Annotated in this window: 19 protein-coding genes; 17 read left to right on the top strand and 2 right to left on the bottom strand. The window is 46.6% G+C overall.

The annotated features are described in order from the left end of the window. Window positions 1-85: 85 nt before the first annotated feature. From RBT11_00485 to RBT11_00405, 17 genes are all read left to right on the top strand, one after another. The gene (locus RBT11_00485; protein MDX9785230.1) at window positions 86-829 is read left to right on the top strand and encodes a polysaccharide deacetylase family protein; all 744 of its coding nucleotides are present in this window, start codon (window positions 86-88) and stop codon (window positions 827-829) included. Then, window positions 802-1815, top strand: coding sequence for a glycosyltransferase (locus RBT11_00480; protein ID MDX9785229.1), 1014 nt, complete (start codon window positions 802-804; stop codon window positions 1813-1815). Before RBT11_00485 ends, RBT11_00480 begins: the two co-directional genes overlap by 28 nt. Before the next feature lie 3 nt (window positions 1816-1818). Further along, window positions 1819-2967 (top strand): glycosyltransferase family 4 protein, encoded by a 1149-nt coding sequence (locus tag RBT11_00475; GenBank protein MDX9785228.1) that lies wholly within the window; start codon window positions 1819-1821, stop codon window positions 2965-2967. 25 nt (window positions 2968-2992) lie between these two features. Next, window positions 2993-3928, top strand: a complete 936-nt coding sequence (locus RBT11_00470) for a glycosyltransferase (GenBank protein MDX9785227.1) — start codon at window positions 2993-2995, stop codon at window positions 3926-3928. Window positions 3929-3947: 19 nt separating this feature from the next. Next, the gene (locus RBT11_00465; GenBank protein MDX9785226.1) at window positions 3948-4883 is read left to right on the top strand and encodes a sulfotransferase; all 936 of its coding nucleotides are present in this window, start codon (window positions 3948-3950) and stop codon (window positions 4881-4883) included. A 28-nt stretch (window positions 4884-4911) separates the two neighbouring features. Beyond that, a complete protein-coding gene (locus tag RBT11_00460) occupies window positions 4912-6180 on the top strand; it encodes a putative O-glycosylation ligase, exosortase A system-associated (GenBank protein MDX9785225.1) in 1269 nt (422 codons plus the stop codon). A gap of 122 nt (window positions 6181-6302) precedes the next feature. Next, window positions 6303-7391: a glycosyltransferase family 4 protein gene (locus RBT11_00455; protein ID MDX9785224.1), complete on the top strand. Its 1089-nt coding sequence runs from the start codon at window positions 6303-6305 to the stop codon at window positions 7389-7391. 38 nt (window positions 7392-7429) lie between these two features. Then, window positions 7430-8299: a sulfotransferase gene (locus RBT11_00450; GenBank protein MDX9785223.1), complete on the top strand. Its 870-nt coding sequence runs from the start codon at window positions 7430-7432 to the stop codon at window positions 8297-8299. A gap of 29 nt (window positions 8300-8328) precedes the next feature. After that, a complete protein-coding gene (locus RBT11_00445) occupies window positions 8329-9513 on the top strand; it encodes a hypothetical protein (GenBank protein ID MDX9785222.1) in 1185 nt (394 codons plus the stop codon). A 4-nt stretch (window positions 9514-9517) separates the two neighbouring features. Then, entirely contained in the window at window positions 9518-10900 is a 1383-nt protein-coding gene (locus RBT11_00440) for a hypothetical protein (GenBank protein ID MDX9785221.1), read from the top strand. 47 nt (window positions 10901-10947) lie between these two features. Further along, window positions 10948-11874 carry a glycosyltransferase gene (locus RBT11_00435; protein MDX9785220.1) on the top strand — a complete coding sequence of 309 codons (927 nt, stop codon included), beginning with the start codon at window positions 10948-10950 and terminating at the stop codon, window positions 11872-11874. After that, the gene (locus tag RBT11_00430; GenBank protein MDX9785219.1) at window positions 11871-12674 is read left to right on the top strand and encodes a sulfotransferase; all 804 of its coding nucleotides are present in this window, start codon (window positions 11871-11873) and stop codon (window positions 12672-12674) included. Before RBT11_00435 ends, RBT11_00430 begins: the two co-directional genes overlap by 4 nt. A gap of 27 nt (window positions 12675-12701) precedes the next feature. Then, on the top strand, window positions 12702-13988 hold the full coding sequence (locus RBT11_00425; protein MDX9785218.1) for a hypothetical protein: 1287 nt from the start codon (window positions 12702-12704) through the stop codon (window positions 13986-13988). A gap of 20 nt (window positions 13989-14008) precedes the next feature. Then, the gene (locus tag RBT11_00420) at window positions 14009-15046 is read left to right on the top strand and encodes a glycosyltransferase (GenBank protein MDX9785217.1); all 1038 of its coding nucleotides are present in this window, start codon (window positions 14009-14011) and stop codon (window positions 15044-15046) included. 76 nt (window positions 15047-15122) lie between these two features. Next, window positions 15123-17417 carry a heparinase II/III family protein gene (locus RBT11_00415; GenBank protein MDX9785216.1) on the top strand — a complete coding sequence of 765 codons (2295 nt, stop codon included), beginning with the start codon at window positions 15123-15125 and terminating at the stop codon, window positions 17415-17417. Window positions 17418-17561: 144 nt separating this feature from the next. After that, entirely contained in the window at window positions 17562-20282 is a 2721-nt protein-coding gene (locus tag RBT11_00410) for a hypothetical protein (protein MDX9785215.1), read from the top strand. An 81-nt stretch (window positions 20283-20363) separates the two neighbouring features. Further along, the gene (locus tag RBT11_00405) at window positions 20364-20858 is read left to right on the top strand and encodes a caspase family protein (GenBank protein ID MDX9785214.1); all 495 of its coding nucleotides are present in this window, start codon (window positions 20364-20366) and stop codon (window positions 20856-20858) included. An 84-nt stretch (window positions 20859-20942) separates the two neighbouring features. Here RBT11_00405 and RBT11_00400 read toward each other — a convergent pair whose 3' ends face one another. Together RBT11_00400 and RBT11_00395 are read right to left on the bottom strand one after the other, a co-directional pair. Further along, window positions 20943-21344 carry a HEPN domain-containing protein gene (locus RBT11_00400; protein MDX9785213.1) on the bottom strand — a complete coding sequence of 134 codons (402 nt, stop codon included), beginning with the start codon at window positions 21342-21344 and terminating at the stop codon, window positions 20943-20945. Further along, window positions 21337-21657, bottom strand: coding sequence for a nucleotidyltransferase domain-containing protein (locus RBT11_00395; GenBank protein ID MDX9785212.1), 321 nt, complete (start codon window positions 21655-21657; stop codon window positions 21337-21339). The genes RBT11_00400 and RBT11_00395 overlap by 8 nt, the downstream gene beginning before the upstream one ends. Window positions 21658-21678 lie beyond the last annotated feature (21 nt).

Here is a 21678-nt window from a genome sequence, read left to right as displayed (position 1 = left end):
AATGGCTATCGATCCTATTTCCCGCAGAATTTTTAAGAATGCCGGTTTAATTCCAATTAGTAACGGTCGTGGACCGGTTGTTTTAATGTATCATTCAATTGAAAAGGATAGGGCTTCCATCAAAACAAAATGGGCCGTTTCTCACGACAGCTTTAAAAGACAGATTCAATTTCTTAAAAATGAAGGATGGCACTCCTTTAAGGTTGAAGACCTGTTTAGTCATCCGCATTTTCCAGTTAAATCCGTTATCATAACTTTCGATGATGGCTTTAATAATAATTTCGATTTCGGATTCCGCGTTTTGCTTGATTATGGGATAACCGCCACTTGGTTTATCGTTACGAATGATATCGGAAAACAATCGAGTTGGCCGGAAAATGATATAGCGGCAAGGGATATGCTTGCCGCTTCTCAGATAGTTGAAATGACTGAAGGGAATATGGAAATCGGTTCACATACGCGGTCACACCCGAAGCTGCCTGAATTAAATTCTGAAAAGATTAATGAGGAGATTTGCAAATCAAAGGAGGATTTGGAGAACATTATTTCACGGCCGGTATACAGTTTTGCTTACCCTTTTGGCCGGTTGAACGATGATTGTGTCAAGGCGGTCAAAAAGGCTGGCTACAAGATTGCTTGCACCACAAAGCCGGGCTGGGCCGGCAGCGACACCAACCGCTTTTTAGTTCGGAGAGTCGCCATTTTCGGGCATGACAACCTCTCCACATTCGCACGCAAATTGGCGTTTGCCGACACGGAGGTCGGCTGGGTTAAGATATTATTATACATCAAAAAACAATTATGGATGAAACGCCTGGCAAGCGCATGACGGGCCCAATGGACGATACCACGGATTCTGCACCAATCGTCAGCGTTATTATACCTGTATTCAACGGTGAAGACCATGTCGCGGATACCCTGCAAAGCGTGTTGTCTCAAAGTTTTCAAGCCTATGAGGTAATTATCGTTGACGACGGGTCCACGGACGAGACCGCCAATATCATTGCGGCATATGCGCGAGAGGTCAATTCAATCCATCAGCGCCGGATAAGATACTTTTATCAAAAAAATGCTGGGTCTTCCGCGGCAAGAAACAGAGGAATAAAGGAGGCGAAGGGGGAATGGCTCGCTTTCTTGGATGCGGATGATCTCTGGCTTCCTGATACGTTAAAAAAGCTGACGGATTTTATGTGTCGACATGCTGATGTTTACCTGGTTTTTGGTGATTCCGGATCTTTTGACATAGATGGCGCTTCTTTTGCTTCCGCCTTTAAAAAATTTGGAACGCCTCATGCCACTGATCAAGGTATATTGAAAAATGCATTTTGTCAGCTTCTCGAAAGAAATTTTATATTGACGGGAACAGCCTTGCTAAGGAAAGAGGTCTTCGAAAAAACCTATCCGTTTGATCCTCGGTTTCGTTATGGTGAGGATTACGATCTTTGGACACGGATATCACTTTTCTACAGCATAGGGTGCATCAATGATATTGTAATGCATAGACGAATGCACCGGCATAATTTATCTAGAAACAATGAAGTGTGCTTTTATTTCTCACGCGTATTCTCGTTGTTAAAAACGAGACGGGAATATGGCAACCTAATTTCAATGAAAAATATTCGGATCCATAAAAATATACTAAAAATATTATGGCGAATTTTGTACTTTTATTACATTAAAAAAGATTTCAGCGGAATTCCAGAAAAGATACGACTGATATATTTCCTCGCTTGTAACTATTTCTTGGCGGGTAGGAAACCACATGGGATTTCTATGTTAAGTTGTAAAAGTGAAAAAGAGTTTATTCGGAGCTGATCAATGCCGTTAAGAATACTCATGTACAGTACTCATTTCCCGCCGCAATACAGCGGGGCCGCAAAGCAGGCAATCTCGCTTGCTAAAATGTTAAAAAGAATGGGACACCACATTGAATTTTTGACAATCGGGCGGCCGGAATTAAGCCGGCATGAAGTAGTAGAGGGCTTTCATGTGTGGCGGATAAAACCAGGCAGGGGACGGCATACCGAAATCAGTATATGGAAAAACATGTTTTTATTCGCTTACAACAGACGCCGTGACTTTGATGTGTTTCATAGTCATGGCGCTTATTATATTAACAGTATTGTCGGGCCGATTGCTGCGATATTGGGATGGAAAAGTCTTGTTAAGGCCAGTTTGGCAGAAAACGATTTGTTTGGCATCAAAGGTTCGATAACCGGTATGATTCAGTACTTTTTCTTAAAGATGGTTAATGCGTATATCGCAATCAGCCGGGATCTTGCCGCTGAATTTAAACAATCAGGATTGCCCGCTGATCGAATTCATCATATGCCCAACGGTGTTGATACAAATCGATTCAAGCCTGTTCCGCCATCCGAGAAGTATCACTTAAGAGAAGTACTTGGGTTGCCCGCTGAACGGCTGATCGCTCTTTCAGTAGGGGTCTTTGACCATCGGAAAAATATTGGTTGGCTAATGGAGCAGTGGGTGGCCAACGCAGCTCTTCATAGCCGCGCGTTCCTGTTGGTTATCGGGCCTCAAAGTCGGGAAGACCATCAGGGGAAATTTTATACCTATCTAAAAGAATTGGCATCCAATAACCCTGAACATCTCAAAATGGCTGACCCTATTGAAAACATAGAAATCTATTATCAGGCCGCGGATATTTTTATTCTTCCATCTAAAAGTGAAGGCATGCCGAATGTTGTGCTTGAAAGCTTGTCCTCGGAAGTTCCGTGTATCGTTACCGGAGTGAGCGGCGCCAATGAACTGATACAAGACGGCACGACTGGCTATCTTTTTGACCTCTCCAGACCCGAAAGCCTTGAGCGTATATTTTCCAGGATATCAGAAGTAGACATCAAATCGATGGGTGTGACGGGGCGAAAAATGATCGAGGAAAATTATTCGATCGCGGCATTGGCCAAAAAGTATGATACGCTTTACCACAACATACTGTTTTCGTAGCCGAAAATAAAATCTAGAAATTTCTATGGCAATAAAGTCGCTCAATATAATTATTTGCACGCACAACCGTGCCGAAAGCCTGGCTGAGGCACTGGAATCATTATCTGCTGTGGATCGCCCCAAGCATGTTAAAATTATAGTGACAATTGTAGAGAATGCTTGCAACGATGGGACAGGAGGTGTCATACGGCAGTTTTCCAAAGTTATGCCCGCGCCGGTTCTTCACTTGGTTGAAAAAGTACCGGGGAAAACCCGTGCTTTAAATTTGGCGTTAAGTCAATTTGATAGCGACCTGGCGGTTTTTGTGGATGATGATCACATTTTCCCCGCCAATTTTTTTCTATCCGTTATGAGTGCTTTTTCTTGCTACCCTATCTATTCCGGTTTCTGCGGCAGGATAATCCCGAAATGGGATGGAAGGGAGCCGCCATGGGTCCATGACCGGAGCGGCTATGCAATTCGTCCGTTCCCAATACCCAATTTCGACCTCGGGAATAAGATAAAAGAAATAAATGAAACCGGGTTTATCCCCGGTGCGGGTAACCTATTTCTCAGGCGTTCGTTTATCGAGAAAACAGGTTTTTTCAATTTGGATCTCGGGCCGAGCGGCCACAACCTCAGGGGCGGCGAAGATGCCGATTATATTATCAGGGGATTGCGCGCGGGTCAGCGCCTGCTATATGTGCCGGATATTGTGCAATACCATATGGTCGACCTTGCCAGATTGAAATTACCATACCTCTTTAAAAAAGCGTATCTGAGGAACAAAGTTGTGCGACAACTGGATCGGAGGGACCAGGTCGAGCACTGCATGTTCGGCGTACCGCCCTATCTTTTCAACTTGCTGATTAGAAATGCGTTTTTATTTTGTATTAACCCCGGATTGAATCAAAAGCGGTATTATTTTGTCCGATGTGGGGCAATAATCGGCGAAATACATGGTTGCCTTAATATAAAATAATCTTTTCCGATAAGGTCAGATGATAAATCAATTCAACAGCTTTCAGAAGAAAATCGTTAAAAACGCGGTTTACTATGGAAAAGAAATGGCCGTTCTTTATCGAAGCCTCTTGTACCCAATTTGGCGCCCGAAGCTTTCGAACCCTATTTTCATCGTCGGCTGCTCCAGAGCGGGTACAACGGCCGCCTATCTTGCGCTATCGCAGAGCGCCGATTTGAGATCTCTTTTCAGGGAAAGCCATGAAACATGGGAACGATTGCATCCTGCTTCGGAGAATGGATGGAATTCCCATCAGTTGACCGCAAAAGAGGCAACCGATGCGGATAAGTATGCTGTTACGCGATTTTTTTATACGCAGTTAGGCCGAAAGCGTTTCGTTGATAAAGCAAATCAGAATTGTTTTCGTATACCATACCTGAAAACCCTATTTAGGGACGCCTCCTTTTTATTTGTCAAAAGGAATGGGCCCGATAACGTGAATTCACTTATCCATGGCTGGGCGAGACCCGGCGAATACGGCAAATGGGCGTTGGACTTGCCCGAAAAGGTAGCCGTAGACGGGGGTAATTACACCACCTGGTGTTTTTTCCTCTTTGAGGGTTGGCGAAATTATTTAAGGGACAGTATCGAAAATGTATGTGCGCAACAGTGGATCGCCGCCAATACGGCCGTTTTGAGGGCAAAATCCTTGGTGCCGGCACCAAAATGGGTGGAGGTCAGCTATGAGGACATTCTCTTAAGACCTGTTGAAACATTTTGGGATGTGTTTTCGAAACTGAGCATTCCGTTTACCCCAGTAATTGAAAAATACTGTTCATCGCTAGTGCAAAACCCGACGAACGCATTTTCAAAACCGCGTTTGAATAAATGGAAGGAAGAAAACCCCGAACAAATATCTAACATATTGCCATTACTTGATGATACGATGGGAAAATTGGGATATAAGGGTTATTAGCGGATGTATTGGAAAGGGTTAATAAACCGTGCGTGATTTATTGGTATTGTTGTTTACGGTATCCTCGTCCTTCATCGCCTTATTTAAGCCATGGATCGGGGTGCTAGCCTTGGCGGTAATAGGCTATTTAAATCCGCACCGATATGCCTGGGGATTTTCCGTTACCATGCCGATATATTTCATCGTCTTTTCCGCAACCGTAATCGGCATGTTTCTTAACCGAAAGGAAAGCAGGGCGTTTCCGCTGACCAGAGAAACGATGTTGTTCATTTTACTAATGCTCTATTTCACCCTAACAACTTATTTGAATCCGGATCATCCATTCGCTGCCCAGAGCCAGTGGGAAAAGGTGATGAAAATTTATATTGGTATCATCCCCACCTTCTTTTTAATAAGGACAAAAGAACAACTAAAATTTCTACTATTTGTAATAGCAATTTCCTTCGGCCTAGTGGGCCTTAAAGGGGGGATATTTGCTATAGGAACAGGCTTTTCCCATAAGGTATGGGGGCCGCCATATAGCTTTTATGCGGATAACAATGACATCGCGCTCGCCCTGAATATGATGTTGCCGGTATTTTTATTGTGTGGGCGAATATCCACCAGCAAATGGCTGCGCATAATGTTTCCGGTTATGTTTATTTTTTCCGTTTTTTCAGTTATTTGCACATGGTCAAGGGGGGGATTGCTAACCTTGGCCGTTACAGTATCGGCCATACTGCTGAGGCAAAAAAGAAAGAGATGGCTTTTGGTTTTGATTCCGGGATTATTATTGGCCATCCCTGTCGCCTCAACCCACCTGCCGACAAAGTGGTTTGACCGGATGCAAACAATCGAAACCTATGACGAGGACGCATCTGTTTTAGGGCGATTCGAGGCCTGGAACTATGCCTACCTCAGAGCGAATATGTCCCCCTTTTCCGGCGGCGGGTTTGAAACTTTTCGCGGCTTGGCGCATGATGCACACAGTGCGTATTTCGAAATATTGGGCGAACATGGATATGTTGCGCTGCTGCTGTGGCTCAGCTTGTTGTTTGGGACGATGATAGCCTTGGAGAGAGTCAACCGAAGAGCTGCCAAAAGTGGAAAGGATGGTTGGATAGGCGACGCTGCCATTTCGGTTCAAACCTCCCTTTTGGCGTATGCTGTCGGGGGGGCTTTTTTAGGTGTCGCCTATTGGGATTTGTTTTACCATCTGAATGCGATATGCGTGTTGCTGAAAATTTTACAGCGAGAAGAAAAATTCGCTGAAGAAAAAGAGATCCAAATGACCCGCGAGGTCATGCAGGCCGGTTGAGACCTGACAGGCACGCGACCCAAACCGACTTTTTGGAACCGTGGAAATTCGCATTGGCGGCAGTTTAATTTTTTGGGATTCAAGCGAACCGGTTGAGCTGATGGCTCCATATAACTTCAAGAATGAATGATAGCGGCAATCCTTTTTTGAATGTGGTTATCGTGGCGCCCATCCCACCGCCCTTTGGCGGGATGGCAAACCAGGCGTTCTTATTAAAAAAATTGCTGGAAAAGGAACGGGTTTGCGTCACGATTATTCCCACAAACAGGTCAACCGAGACGATTGAACGGTTTGTTGGAAACATTCCGGCAATAAGAACCCTGCTAAGAGAGGTCGTGTTTCTTTGGCGATTGATTTCCGGTTGCCGGCCCACCGCTATTATTTATATTTTAGGATGTTCACATCTCTATTATTTCTTCAATGTCATCCCCGCTGTTATTATAGGGAAAATTTTGTCCAATCGTGTGATCGTCAACTATCGGGGGGGAGAAGCCGAAGATTTTTTCCATAATTTTGGAAAGAGATTTCTATGGGTGTTGAAACAGGCCGATTTTGTTACCGTTCCAAGTGCCTTTTTAAAAAAAGTTTTCGAGCGCTTTGGAGTGAGATCCTTGGTGTTGCCCAATATCATCGATCTCGACCTTTTTCAGCACCGAAAGCCGAGCCAAAGAAGAGGGGACAGGTTCATATGTACCCGTAATTTCGAACCATATTACGATGTTGAAACCGCAGTTCGCGCCTTCAAGCTCGCCAAGGAAAAAATTCAAGGCGCCAAATTGACCCTAATCGGAGATGGCAGCCTGCGGACGGCTATTGAGCATATCATTAAGGCGCTTTCACTGGAAGAAGATGTCACGCTGTTAGGGAAGATTGATCCGGCAAAGATTCCGGCGCATTTGGCGCAATCGGATATTTTTATCAATCCGTCTCGAGTCGATAATTATCCCAATTCTATCCTTGAAGCCTTTGCGGTGGGCGTGCCGGTGGTGACGACCTCTGCAGGTGGTATTCCCTATCTGGTGCAAGATCAAAGAGATGTATTGATGGTCGACCCCGGGGATTACCAAGCATTGGCGATGAATATGGTTCGTCTGGCCGGCGATCGGGAATTGTGCCACAGGCTCTCGATATCTGGAAAAGAGACCGCGGACAAACATAGCTGGGAGAAGATTTGGCCCCAGATGAAACATATCTTTTGGGAATTAGTTTGAAGTTGGCGAGTTAACGCATACCAATTGAAAGAGGAAATATGTTCGTCGAAAATTTTAAGGACGTCGTTTTAGTTATCGGTCTTGCCAGAAGCGGCACATCATGGCTTGGGAAAATTTTAGAAAGTGACCCGCATGTGATGTACCGGTATGAACCCAACAATTTGAAGAAGTGCGACCTTTTTATCCCTTTACAGCAACTCATTGAAAAAGAAGGGTGCACGAAGAAAGCTTCGGCCATGTTGGTCGATGCGTTTAAAGGCACGGCGTTGTTGAAAAACGCACATACCACGGGGCATAAAACGCCCTCTAAAAAACTGTTTATGGACCTGAATCTATATCCCCTGACGAAACTTTTCCCTTTGATACTGAGTGACCGGTTCTTCAAGCTGTTTTATAAAAACAGAGGGATAAAATTTGTTTCCAAGATAGTCGAATTTGACTGGGGGATCGATTGGATTTCAAGCGCGCTGGGCCGGCCCAAAATCATATTCATCATTCGGCATCCATGCGGAAATGTGCTCTCATACGTGGAGGGGAAAAAATATGGGATGGGGAAACAAGGCGTTGAGGGATGGGCGAAAATCTGGCGATCCGTTCACGAGGAACAGGGGTTGCCGGACAGGGTGTCCATCCCCAATTTCAAACTCGTAACTTATGAAGCGCTTTGCCTTGATCCCATCGAGAAATCAAAGGAAATATTTGAATTCCTGAACTGGGACTTCACCGAAAAAACAAAAGATTTTCTGCTTAAATCAACGGACCGGGAAACGGATGGCTATTGGGGCATTCGGAAAGACCCGGTTAAAACAGCTTTTAAGTGGAAAGAGAATTTGGCCCGGGAAGAGATTGAAAAAATCTACAGCATTGTCGGGGATTCTAAGTTGATGACACTCTGGGATACCCCATAGTGCCGTATCAGCATGGATATTAAATAGCCATGGCATGTGCAATGTGTCACAGCCGCCCTCGTTCGTGGGGATTTGTTCTTATCGGTCTTTTCATCACCTGTGCAGGAATCACCACAGGGGTGTGCGCTGAAAATCGAACGAGAATTTTGGCGGATATACCCACCGGGCGCGCGCTTTATGCGGAGCACATTGCCTATACGAGAATTTCCGTTCCCGAAGGCCTTGGCGGTCCGGCCAGAGAAGCGTGCCGAGGAGACTTTGCGGTAATGGCCATGGGTCCAAATGGAAGCATGTTTGTGGCCGAACCGCAGAATGCCCAGGTTCATTGGATTTCGTCTGAAGGTACGGATTACATCATTGCGGGCACCGGCGAAAAAGGCTTTCGGGATGGCCCGGGCGATCAGGCAAAATTTGACTTCGGTTATCGCGCTTATAATGATTTAGACATAAAAACAGATCAGTTCGGCAATGTTTACGTTTCTGATATGATGAATAAAAGACTTCGTAAATTGACCAAACACACCGATGGTTCCTGGCACGTTACAACGGTTTCGGGTGGGGGGACGCTTAAAACCAAAGCTGTGTCGAAATCATCTTGGGTTAAAGCCACTGATTTGGAGGAGGGGTGCGCCACCAATTTTGCTGTAACCCACGATGGCAAGGCTTGTTATTTTGCGGGGGCAGGTGGGATATGGAAAATAGTGGTCGATGAAAAAAAGGCGATGCTGATTGCCGACGGCGACGATTTGCGGGCGGCCGGGCTCAAGCAATTCAGAGCAGGGCATGTTGGCGGGGCCCATGTGACGACGGACGGTATATTCTTCTGGATGCCCAATGGCGGAAAAGAAATTTGGTCGCTGAATGAAACCTCAGGAGAAATTAAGCGGTATGCGGGGGGCGGATTAAAGCGAATGGATGGCAAGGGGCTTTTAGATTCCGGTTTTCACACCGTATTTGCCGTTTATTCCCCGAATGCAGGTGTTATTTATACCGGCGGCGGCGATGAATTTAATGTCCGCAGAATCTTTGCGGGGGAGGTGCGGCATCTTTACAAAGATGGTGTTTTTAGACCCGTTCGGCAAAAGGCCATGCTAAAGGAAGCTTGGGAACTCGGATCCGTTAAGGCAATCGATGCCCAGGGGCGGCTGTACTCAACACCTTCTCCTTATAGTTGGCCCAGTTGGATGGTCAGAACCACCTTTTCAAACCGGTAGCCTGATGAATCCTTGGCTGGTTCTCATACTCATTTTCATATTTTTTCAAGATGCGGTTGCAGACCATATCGGGCCGTTGGAAATTCTCCCGTCCCTGAAAGCGGCGCCTGAATGTCGCGCGCCCGAGATACGCCAAAACAACCCGTGCGTGGCGTTCGGCACTTCCGTCTATCTCGTGGCCTGGAGGGATGGCGCTCGGCAACCAGTTGAAGATGCTGCCGATATTTATTGCGCGCGGATTGATCCGGCCACGGGATCATCGCTGGATCCCGATGGCATCCTTGTCTGTAATGCGCCGAATGTCCAGGGATACCCATCGGTCTCCTTTGACGGAAAGCGATTCCTCATTGTATGGGAGGACTTTCGAAATGGAAGGGATTACGACATTTATGCTGCGGTTGTAGACGAGAAAGGGGTTGTGTCAAAAACAAACGGGATGCCGGTAAGCACAAAATCCGGCAACCAGGCCCGGCCATCCGTATCGTACGGCAAGGGCAACTATTTTGTTGTTTGGATGGATGCCAGAAATTATCCCGTTTACAGTTTGGTTGGGGCAAGGGTGAGCGATGCCGGCGCTTGCATCGACCCGGAAGGTATTTTTCTGGATGGTGAATCACCCGATAACATTCAAAAAGTCCTGCCCGAAAACGGGAAATGGCTGGGGGATGATGAGTATTGGTGGGCTGATCTCAATTCAAGGGGGAATCCATCCATTGCCTGCCGTGGGAATGAGTGTGCGGTCGCTTATCGGATTGAAGCCGGAAAATTTGGTAAAACCCAGGCGGCAATGCTGGCGCTTGACCCCTCTTCCGGAAAATTGCTTGAACGTCCCCTGGTGTTTGAAGGTTCCTGGGTTGTGGATAAACCCGGCATTATAGGCACAGTCAAGGGGTGGGGCGTGGCTTTCAATCATTGGATAGGCGGTTGGAACTGCGAACCGACCCTTTCTTTTGTTGAGGTGCGGGGAAAATGGCCCCAACGCCTCACTTTTGCGGAAAAAGATAAGCGGGGCAACCTTTTTTTCCCCCATGAAACGCTTGAAAAAGGATACGCTGTAGGAAAAGGGCAGATTTCCCCTTTTCAGGCGGCGATGGCATGGAGTGGCAAATATGCGTTGTTGTCGATGGAGTTCGGGTGGCGTACGGCTGATCCGCCCACCCCCCATTCGGCCATTCTCCTCAATTATTACAACCCAGCCGATGATGTTTCAGCGAATAAATTTATGAACAAAAGCTTGTGGTTGGATAAAAGCGAACAACGAGCCGGAAGCAGTGTGGCGAATCCAGCGCTGGCATCCGGTCCGAATGGCGAGTGCTTGCTGGTATATGAAAAAGACACCGGCTTGAATAGCCGCTTCGTTCTATCCCGCATTATTAAAGGAAAGTAACCCCGATGTTTGCTTTTATGAAGTGTTTTTGCCGAAGGATTTTTTGAATGGATATGCCATTGGTGTCCGTAATTATTCCCTGTTTCAACGGTGAAGTTTTTCTCCGTGATGCCATTGATTCGGTATTGCATCAATCCTACGCGAATATTGAAATCGTTGTGGTCAACGACGGCTCGACAGATAATACGGCAGGCATTATGGCGGGGTACGGGAAGAAAATAAAACCCGTGCACCAAAAAAACCAAGGACATTCATCGGCGAGAAATTCGGGAATCGCCAATTCTACTGGCCGCTATATCGCATTTTTAGATTGCGATGACTATTGGGACCACCGGTTTGTCGAGTTGATGCTGGCGGAAATAGTCGAGAAAAAAGCGGCCATTGCGTATTGCGGTTGGCAACGCGTCGGCAATAAGCCGGGGGAGCCTTTTATCCCGCCGGATTATGAAAACGATCAAAAGTTACACAGCCTGTTTCGATTTTCAGCTTTGTGGCCGATACATGCGGCGTTGGTCCAAAGAGATTACCTGCCCGAACCGGCATTTAACACTGCGTACCAAGCTTGTGTAGATTATGACCTCTGGCTGAGAGTGGCCGGCACGAATCCCATCTGTTTGGTCCCTGAAGTATTGGCTTTTTATCGATTCCACTCCCACGGGCAAGTGACCTCGAATCAAGCCCGTAGCGGTTATTTTAATTTGTTGGTAAAAGAGCGCTTCTTGTCGGATTTTCCGGATATTGCAACCGCATTGGGTCCTGATCGAATTCGTGAATATTGCGCGGGCGCTTATCTGAAACGCACCTATCGATGCCTGTGGGAAGGGGATATTCAGGCTGCCCACGAAATGTTCAGGTATGCCGTAAAGCGCCGAATGATCACGAGTAAAGATTGGAAATACGCGCTTCCCGCCTTAATGCCGTTAAAAGCCTATCGGCAGCTGGCGGACTGGCGCGGATTGAAGGGGGAAGGATGAACAGCCGCGATCGGTCTCCGGTTTTTCTTTTTTGTAGCGGCCATCGAAGCGGCAGCACGCTTTTACAGCGAATCCTAATTGAAAGCGGCGAAATAATGGTTTGGGGTGAAACCGGAGGCGCCCTGGATTATCTGTTTTTAGCTTCGGAAGGATACCGTCAGATGCTCGGTGCCGGCGGGGATCGCTTTCGATTTGGCTTCGGTGGTAACGGGAACCAGCAGAGGGAATCATTTTTAGCTGCCGGGGAAAACAGGGCGCATTTGTGGATTCCCTGCATCAATCCCCCCCAGCAGACCATTATGCGCGGGTTCAGGCGGTTTATTGATGAACTGTATGCCCAAAGCACGACAGACTTGGGTTACCAGCGTTGGGGCGTGAAAAAGGTTCGTTCCGGATTGGAGACAGCCCTTTTTATGCGAACCCTGTTTCCGGAAGCACGCTTTATTTTCCTCGTGCGCAATCCGGTTGCCTGTATGTTGTCCATCAAGCGGCATAAGTGGATGGACCATCCAACGGATAGAAAAGCATTGGATATTTATATTGCCCAATGGATTAAGACGGCGGGAAGCTTTAAGGACGCTGATTTCGGATTTCATATTCGGTATGAGGATCTGGTTGCCGACACCCAAAAAAGGAGCGCGCTTTTCGATTACCTCGGCATTCGCGGCGTGCGCCATGATTTTTTCAGCCGGTCCCGGCCCAAAGGGAAAACCGATGATCTTATGAAGCTTGGTTTCATGGAAAAACTCAAAACCAATCTCAAAACAGCCGATATCGCAAAATATTATGGGTATGCTTGAGAAGAAGCGCTTCTTACGGGGGGTGTCGTGATTATTGACAGGTTACTCTCAACGCCCATGGTACCTTGGCGGATTCGGAATGCGCTTACCAATTACCTCGAAAATTCCCTGTATTTTTCCGCACCGGTCCTCTATCGGCTGCTTAAAGTGGGAAGATGCGCCGTGCCACCGCTTGCGTTGACAACAGGGCCTATGCATCATTTTTTCGGCTATTATGACAAAAGCCCCTGGTCCGGTGATTTTCGATTTCTGCTTGCGCATGCCGCGGACCAGGGATTTTCCATGCCAAAGTCCGGTGAAAAGTGCAAAATTGGCATCGTGCCCGCAGACGGGGGGGATTTTCACCCCTTGGCGGACAGCATGGCATGGAATTATCAGCAGGGCGCTATGCTCCAATGGTTTCCCAAGGATGACACAAAGGTATTTGTTTTCAATAGCCGACAGAAAGACCGTTTCATCAGCATTATGCAGCATATCGACCAGGGGGAGATCTCTCGTTTTGATAGACCGGTTTATGCGCTGCATCCAAACGGAAAGCAGGCATACAGCCTTAATTTTTCGCGCTTGGCGAACCTGAGACCGGATTATGGTTACGCTGGTGTTCCAGACCCTTTTGCCGACAGTCATGCACCGAAGGAAGACGGCGTTTTTCTGATAGATTTAGAAACTGACAGTTCCCGGCTGATTGTACCCCTGAAAGTGTTATCGGAATTCAATATATCGAATTCGATGCGGAATACCTACCATTGGGTCAATCATATACAGGTAAGCCCAAATGGCGAGAGATTTGCGTTTTTACACCGCTGGCGCATCAAGGATGGTAAACACCGGTCTCGCCTTTACTGTGCGCGGGCCGACGGCGACGAGCTGAGCTGTATGCTTGATACGGGCATGGTGAGTCATTATGACTGGATTGACGAAAACCAGGTAATCGTTTACGCAAGCGGTGAAAGATACGATTGCTACCAGGTAGTCGATAGTAAAGGGAGCATCCGGTGTGAAGTCCCAGCAGCGATAGCGAGTGGTGATGGTCATTGCACCCTTTCGCCGAATGGCCGGTACATTTTAACTGACACTTATCCAAATTCGTATCGAAAGCAAATTCTGTTCATTTTTGATTTTTTTAATCCCAACAACAAATATGTACTAAATTCCTTCTGGTCATGCGATAAGGCCAGGGGATCGGTGCGCTGCGACCTTCACCCGAGATGGCGCCAGGACGGTCGTCAGATTTGTATTGATTCCACCCATGAAGGCAGCCGTCAAATGTATTGCCTAAATGTCCCTTCCTTTTTGTCGGATCATGCAGGATAATATTAGAAACTCCTTGTGTTATGCCTGTCGATGGCTTTCAGCCTAAAACCCCTTACCCGAACGGTCGAGTTATTATGATGCCATACCCTTATGTATCTGTGATTATACCTGTGCTAAACGCGGAAAAACACATCGATGTTTGCCTGAATGCTTTAAAAGAGCAAACTTATCCAGAGGATAGCTATGAAATCATTGCGGTGGATAACGGCTCCAGTGACAACTCGTTTCAAAAACTGTCAAATCGAGGAATTAATGTCGGATTAATCAGGAAAAAGGGCCGGTCACGAGCTCTAAATAAAGCATTGGAGATGGCACGTGGGGATATCATATGCTCAACCGATATATCATGCATTGCTGATCCGGATTGGATACGTTCTATTGTCAAATCTTTTGAAAACCCTGAGGTTGGATGTGTTGCCGGGGAAATCAGGCTAATTAAATATCCCAAAAACAGAGTGATTGAATTCCAAGATAGGGTAAATTACATGTCGCCGATGTACGCGGCTGAGAGAGTGTCGCTTCCTTTCTTACCCTATGCCGACGGTGCCAACGCGTCATTCAGAAGGAGTGTTTTTGAAAAATTGGGCTTTTTCGATGAAGCGTTTTTCAAAGCCGCGGATGTTGAAATATGCTACAGAATTTTAATGCTTTCGGACTATAAAATCGTTTTCGATAAAAATGCCGTTGTCTGGGAATATGGTGAGCCCTCGCTTTTTTCACTGCTAAAACAAAGATACAGAATCGGGTTGGGCCAAATATTAATCGAAAAAAAATATAACGCTCTTTTTCACAAAAAAAAATTAAGCCTGCGGAAGTTTTATTGGGCTGGCGCGGAACTGTTGGCCGGCATATCCCGAATCGAGGGGATCAAGAGCCATATGTTATATGATAAGTTGGTATTTCTTTTAATGCGCCTATGGCAAAAAATCGGAAATACCTATGGTAGGATAAATCTAAAAAATTATAGAATTGAAAATTTCAATCCTGAACATGTGAAAAGGTTTGCGGATGAATTTGACCGTGAGAAGGTTAAAAAGAGGATAATGGTGAAGGCGTAAAAGATTCGGGAGATGTGCCAGCCGTCGGCCCCTTTTTGATCTCATGGGGGCTTATATAGAATAGGGCTTAAATATATTGAAAATTTTATTGGTATTGGTCGTTGTGTTTTGTGGGCTATTTCCAGAAGCCGCTAACGCCGATAATCATATGACCGTGGATGAACGGTTGGTCGGTGATAACTACCGGTTGCAGCATCCCCGGCTGCCACACCCCGAGTTCCCGGAATTGTTGGAGAAGCACTATAATATACACCGCAAAAAACAATATAAGGATGTTCGCGAGCTTTTGCTGGTGTATCTTGCAACAAAGGAACCGGCCCTTTTGGTGAAGATCAAGCAACTTGTGAATGCGGATCTGCCGGGTTCCGTGTTTAATAAAATTAACGAACTGTCGTTGGCATATGATTGGGCCTATAATGACCTTGATAACGAAACCAGGAAACAGTTTTTGGAGAGGATTACGAGATATACGAAGTTCGCCGTTGAATATTATAAAAAGCATCGGATAAGCCCTTATAATGACGTCGGATATGTGCGGATAGGCTACAGTTTCGTCGTGGGTGCGATTGTCAGCTACCCCGATCACCCTGACAGTGAGAATCTTATCCGGTTCGCAAAGAAAGTACTATTGGATATATATCTTCCTGTTTGGAAGCAGATTATGGGTGACGGGGGCGGTTGGCATGAGGGGATCGAATACTTGCATGTGGGCGTCGGGAGAGTTGTTGCCCCGGCATTGCACGCATGGGGATACGCAACCGGTAATGATTTGTTTCAACAAAACAAATGGCTGGAAGAATTGATCTACTACCCCATATATACCACGCGTCCTGACATGACGCCGCTTAGGTTGGGCGATATAAACGATGCCTCGCTTTCTAGGTTCAAGGGGATGTGTGCGTTAGCCGCTATTTACGCCAATCCATACGGAATTTGGTGGCTCACGAATGGGAAAGGGTTTGATGAGAAATCAAATTGGACTGATTGTGTGTGGCCGTGGTATGAAAAAGTTTCTCCTGTACCGATAATGGCCGATGTAAGCAATCTCCCTCTCCATCGCCATTTTAAAGGTATCGGTCTTGTAACGATGAGGGGTGGATGGAGTGAAGATGATGTTTATGGCACGTTCAAAGTCGGTGACAATTACTGGAGTCATCAGCATTTTGATTCCGGGACTTTCACCCTTTACCGAAGAGGTGCGCTTGCTATCGATAGCGGCTCTTATACCGCCGGGTACAGCAGCGATCATCATATGAAATACCAGATGCAAACCATAGCTCATAATTGCATAACCGTAACCGACCCGCTTGATGTGGACACGAGTTCCAAATGGAAGTTGCCCAACGACGGCGGGCAACGTAGGGTGGGTTCAGGCGGTTACAACAATTCCCCCGACCATCTGGCAGCGTGGATGAAAAGTGTGGATGATTATGAAATGGGGGATATCGTAACCATTTCGATGAACAAGACCTATGTGCATGTCCTCGGCGATGTGACATCTGCATACACCAATAGCAAGACCGGTTCCGGTGATTATCGCGCGAGGACGCCACGAGTTGAAAAATGGCTGAGGAATTTTTTATATATTAGACCTGAAATTTTTATCGTGTTCGACCGGGTGTCTTCTTTTAAAGCGACATATAAGAAGAAATGGCTTCTGCATTCAATTAACGAACCTCTGGTGGCAGATGCGAAAATAACAATAGACAGGTTAGAACAGGTGGAAAACGGCAGGAACTGGCATGGATCCTTAAAACATGCGTCAGGGAAAAAAAGGAAACTATACCAATATAATGGCAGACTTTTTTTGTATCCCTTGCTGCCGGAAAAGCATGTAGTTGAAAAAGTCGGTGGTTATGGGAAAGAGTTTATTGTTGATGGGTTTAATTTTAATACGGGTAGAAAGGGGGTTATCTCTACCGACCCAACAAAGGGTCCGCAGGAACCCGGTGCGTGGCGGATCGAGATATCACCGAAAGATTCCAGGAAATATGATACATTTTTCAACATCTTAATCCCTCTTAATGCCGATGATAAGAATGATTACAAAGTTGAATTAAATTCTGTTATTCTTGGCGACATAGCTTCAACACACATAAGCAAAAACGACCAGCATTTTTACGTCTCTTTTAAAAGTACAATCGAAAATAAAGAAGACCCCGAACAGATCAGATATAAACTGCATAGTGAAAATAGCAACGGTGAACACTATCTGTTTGGTTTTTCTCCTGGCACCTGCTACTCTTTGAGCCATGATTCAAAGCAGAATCAAACCGTCTTTCTCAATAAGACTTCAATGCAAAAAGGAGTTCTTGTCATTTGCGCCGATAAAAACGGTGCTATCTTTTTTACTACTGATGCTACGAAGTAGCTCCGCGGACCACCTATTGCATAGCCGAAAAGGCTTTAAATAAAAGCGTCTTCGCTCTTGGCATATCTTCTGAATCCCTTTATGGCGTCGTGTTTCCAGTCAGCAAAAGATAGGCTTGGCGGGTGTTGGCGCGGAGCTATTTTGATGATTTTTCTTTCTGTCATTGCTTTGTCCCTGCTGTTGCTGCCTATCTCGGGGGGGGCGGCGGCGCCCCCGGTACCGGTTAACGCCACGCCCGATCAGGTATTGGTTCTTTATAATCTCGATTGGGAAAAAGATGTGGAGGGTTCCGAGCCCGGCCAGGATTCAAAGGAGGTTGCGGATTATTATGTGCGAATGCATACAGACCCGGTAACGGGGAAAAAGCCCTATTTGCTGGGACTAACATGTGTGCATGGTAAAAAACATCTGAACGACTGGGTCATTCGAGAGGACAGCCAGGATAATAAGAATGGCGTTGTTTTTATTGGAAAAGGGGCTGGACCTAATGTTGGCGAATGGGCGCGGGATTCCAGACAGGTGGAAATTGTACTGGATCCTGAAGGCGAAGATATTGCGTGGGAATCCGTTCACCTATGGTGCGCGTCGGACCAAAGGTCGGATCGAAAAGTGGTCACGCCGAGAGTTTCGGGGGCGCCGCGGCGGGAAGGAAGAAAAGAGAGTTTCCCTGCCATTGAAGAGGGGAAACCCAGATGCTATCGATTTGATGCCCACGAATACTTCAGCGGAACCGTATGGGTGGGGCTAACAGCCCAAAACCGAGCAGGCAAAACAGTAAAAGATCTGAAAATTAAATATTACGACCGGGATGATTTTAAGTTCTCCGCCTTTGGCAAGGACGGCGTCGTTGATGAAAAGAATTTTCAGGAGGATGTGGCTGTTCCGGTTAAACGGTTTTTGGAAGATTCAAAAAATGCGGTCAAAGGGGGTGCCGATCTCAAAAAACATATTTTATATATTGTCGTTTGTCACGGGCTGCCGTTTTCGTGTGAAGGTGTATTTGGTATTGAGCGGGGGGTCACCTCAAACCCCAAAGACCATGGAGATTTGGGGTCGTTAGAGCAACGGTTGCAAACCCTTTATTATGGGTGGGGCACCAAGATAGTTCCCCCGGTGTTTTCGTTCTACATGAGGGGGGGCGCTGATTCCGAAAAAGGAGTCAGAAATTATCGTATTACGAGCGGGATGCGGTATCCGATGGTGGCGCGGCGTTGGAATCCCTACATGCATCCTGATACCTATTCATTTTTAGGGAATAAGCAACCTCCTGAATTTATCAACATAGCCCCTCTTTCAGAGGTAAGAAAGCATTTGCCCGAGTTCCTGTTTGCATTTGGTGTGTCTCGCATCGACGGACAGGGCCCCGGGGAAGCCAAACGATTGATCGATTATTCCCTGTATGCCTCAAAATTTCTTCGGCCCGAGATGGATGCGGCAGTGAGGAGACGGCTTGAAAAAGAGCGAAAGACAAAGATAACGGCTTTTCCGAAGAAAATTGCCTTGGCGGAGAAAGAAAATAAGTGGGGAAATGAGGAGTTAAAGGCGTTGGGCTTTATCCCCGTCTCCAGGCACGGCAAAGACGGCATTCCATTTTTAAAGCGTTTGTGGGATGACGTGCCGGGCGTTGAAGATGGCCGGGCGGACGCAAAAGAGGAAGCTTCCTATCTGGGATATTATCCTGGCGGAATGGATCGCACGGTGGTCAGTTCAAACGGCTGGAATATGGGGCGGTCAGCCGATATTTGGCAACAGGTGGACAGCGGGGTGACGGTCAGCGCTTGCGGCGGACCGGCCTATGGCGGGGGGCCGCATATTACCAACGCCTCATTCTGGGATAATCGTATTTTGATGCGGTATCTGTTTCGGGGCCGGGATTTGGGGGAGTGTTTTTTGCTCTCCACCTATTATGTGAATTGGTCTACCTCCCTTATTGGCGATCCGTTGTATTCTCCGGATCTATCAAAGACCATCCTTGATAACCGACCACCGGAGGTGGCTTCGCGGGAGGATATACAGGTAACCTTTGTGCCGACGATCGGAAAGATTGCCGGGATGATGACGGTGCCGGTCGTATCGACAAAGGCCGCACCTGAAGTGGCGACTTTGAGGGTTTATTATGCAAAGGTAGGTCAACAACAGATGCGGGTCGGTATTTGGCCCATTTACTCGACTCGACCCCATGTGATCTTGCGGGATTTAGAACCGGAAACGACATACGATTTCAAACCCGAGCTGACGGATCCCTATGGGAATCGTTCAAATCTCGCCGATATGTCCGGCGCTATTACGGTTAAAACCCCGGGGTACCAACAGGAAATTACCCGTCAAAGCGCGAAAAAAAGGAAGAATAAGTGGGCGTTCGATTTTTTTAAGCTGCCCGGCGTCAATGAACAGGGGACGATCGTCATAACATTTGCGGCGGGGCAAAACGGATTAATCCCTGCCATTGAATCCAAGCAGTTAAACTTCAAAGTGAAAAAGTGGCCTGACGGGCGCATGGATCTTTCCCTGGGGGTGGGGGGGCCGGTTCGGCGATGGTTTGTCAAATCCTTCCTGGCCAAAGGGGAAACAGCATCCCTTGTAATGAGATGGCGACGATTTCCATTGACAAGGGAGGTCTTGCTTGTTGCCCGGGATGGGGCTGAGTTTACGCTTGTCGCGGATGTTCGGACCCCATGGGAGAAGATGGTATTGGGCGGCGGGATCGATATAAAAGAAGATTATGACGTAAAAGTGTTGTCTGCGGAATTAATGAGTAATGCTCTTGTCGCATCGGAAACGGCTTGTATGATAACTGTGCCGCCGGTCAGCAAGGCTGATTGGGTGAAGGCGAATAAATCAAGCATACAACCGGAAAGATATTAAAGCTGAAGACTTAAAAATATAGTTGTTTGTTGATTGCCGGTTTATCTCTCTCTCATCTTATCGTTCAGAAAGGGGCTCATCATGGCAAACAAAGCGCTTCTCGTCGGTGTCAACAGGTACAAGCTCTCCAGAGCCGATCTTCAAGGTTGTTTGAACGATGTTACCAACGTGCGGGATGTTCTGCTGAAGTATTTCGGTTTTACGGTCAAGCAGATTCGGGTTCTGGCCGATGGCCGGGCAACGAAAAAAGCCATTCTCCATCGCTTGGACTGGCTGGTGAAAGACGCCAAATCGGGAGATCGCCTCCTCTTTCATTTTTCGGGTCATGGCTCACAAATTCGGGACCGGGACGGCGATGAGTTGAAGGACGGGCTCGATGAAATCATCTGCCCGCACGATATGGACTGGGACGGCATAGACACCCACCTGTCCACAGACCGACTGTTCAAGATCAAAGAGATATTGGGCTATGGATGGATCAGGCAACATTTTTTTCACTGCTATTTCTTCTCAGTTGGTCCCATTTTTTATTCGTTTTGTCCATATGTTGTGCATTATATTGACGGATCATTTTAGGGCCAACACAAATTTTGTAACGTATCAGGCGGTTAGCGGTGGTTGTGCCGCTGGGAGGCGAGGAGGCGAGAGGCTGCTTGGAGGCTAAAAACTTATGGTATCCCTAAGGGTTCCCTTGATTATTAGGGCTATATTTTTTGCTGCTTTCTGTGCCATCAGTGCTTCATTTTTATCATATTCGCTTTGCCAGTGGGCCGGATAGCGAGTATCGATATAATATCGATTCAGGATGTTACAATCATTTAAGAGCGGTTTTATTGAGGGTTCCTTTTTTACGCATATCTTATGAAGCGCAATCAGGTCATGAATTTTTTTGAACTCCAAATCATGAGCGACGATAAAGGCCTTGAAGTATTTCTCAGATGCTTGATGGAAATGAAAACATAATTGTGCATAAAAGGCGGTGTCATCAATAATAGATGAAGCAAAATTAAAGTCCTCATCCGCCTTTTTAAGCCATTCTTTAACAATTTGAGGGCTAGCCATAAAGTACCCGGCCTTCCGCGATGATACTCAAAATAAACGGGTCACACAGATTTTTACGTTCTTCAATTTCATCTGGCCGGTAGACCAGCAGATCAACAGCCATGTTTCGATCGATCAGGCTGTCCAATTCCCGCAATCGGTTAATCCCAATGGCAGGTACGTCGTGCTTAATCACCATAAAATCAAGATCATTGAGATTGTCATATTCGCCACGAGCCGCCGATCCAAATAATATGATTTTGTTGGGCGCATATTTGCTGACGATCTGATCAACGATGTATTTAATCTCATGATCGATTTGTTTTTTATCCATGATTCTTTTTAGCATAGGGTA

It is taken from the genome of Desulfobacterales bacterium, from assembly GCA_034003325.1.
Classification (GTDB): Bacteria; Desulfobacterota; Desulfobacteria; order Desulfobacterales; family JAFDDL01; genus JAVEYW01.
Note: the sequence above shows the minus strand (reverse complement) of the source record. Positions and strands in the feature narration are given on the sequence as shown.

Excerpts from the sequence above, each read along its gene's own strand:
- RBT11_00440 (MDX9785221.1), top strand. The coding sequence starts at position 9,518 with ATGAATCCTTGGCTGGTTCTCATACTCATTTTCATATTTTTTCAAGAT.
- RBT11_00400 (MDX9785213.1), bottom strand. The coding sequence starts at position 21,344 with ATGGCTAGCCCTCAAATTGTTAAAGAATGGCTTAAAAAGGCGGATGAG.
- RBT11_00410 (MDX9785215.1), top strand. The coding sequence starts at position 17,562 with ATGATTTTTCTTTCTGTCATTGCTTTGTCCCTGCTGTTGCTGCCTATC.
- RBT11_00465 (MDX9785226.1), top strand. The coding sequence starts at position 3,948 with ATGATAAATCAATTCAACAGCTTTCAGAAGAAAATCGTTAAAAACGCG.
- RBT11_00405 (MDX9785214.1), top strand. The coding sequence starts at position 20,364 with ATGGCAAACAAAGCGCTTCTCGTCGGTGTCAACAGGTACAAGCTCTCC.
- RBT11_00395 (MDX9785212.1), bottom strand. The coding sequence starts at position 21,657 with ATGGATAAAAAACAAATCGATCATGAGATTAAATACATCGTTGATCAG.
- RBT11_00455 (MDX9785224.1), top strand. The coding sequence starts at position 6,303 with ATGAATGATAGCGGCAATCCTTTTTTGAATGTGGTTATCGTGGCGCCC.
- RBT11_00485 (MDX9785230.1), top strand. The coding sequence starts at position 86 with ATGTATCATTCAATTGAAAAGGATAGGGCTTCCATCAAAACAAAATGG.
- RBT11_00480 (MDX9785229.1), top strand. The coding sequence starts at position 802 with ATGGATGAAACGCCTGGCAAGCGCATGACGGGCCCAATGGACGATACC.
- RBT11_00470 (MDX9785227.1), top strand. The coding sequence starts at position 2,993 with ATGGCAATAAAGTCGCTCAATATAATTATTTGCACGCACAACCGTGCC.
- RBT11_00450 (MDX9785223.1), top strand. The coding sequence starts at position 7,430 with ATGTTCGTCGAAAATTTTAAGGACGTCGTTTTAGTTATCGGTCTTGCC.
- RBT11_00420 (MDX9785217.1), top strand. The coding sequence starts at position 14,009 with ATGCCTGTCGATGGCTTTCAGCCTAAAACCCCTTACCCGAACGGTCGA.
- RBT11_00475 (MDX9785228.1), top strand. The coding sequence starts at position 1,819 with ATGCCGTTAAGAATACTCATGTACAGTACTCATTTCCCGCCGCAATAC.
- RBT11_00430 (MDX9785219.1), top strand. The coding sequence starts at position 11,871 with ATGAACAGCCGCGATCGGTCTCCGGTTTTTCTTTTTTGTAGCGGCCAT.
- RBT11_00445 (MDX9785222.1), top strand. The coding sequence starts at position 8,329 with ATGGCATGTGCAATGTGTCACAGCCGCCCTCGTTCGTGGGGATTTGTT.
- RBT11_00435 (MDX9785220.1), top strand. The coding sequence starts at position 10,948 with ATGGATATGCCATTGGTGTCCGTAATTATTCCCTGTTTCAACGGTGAA.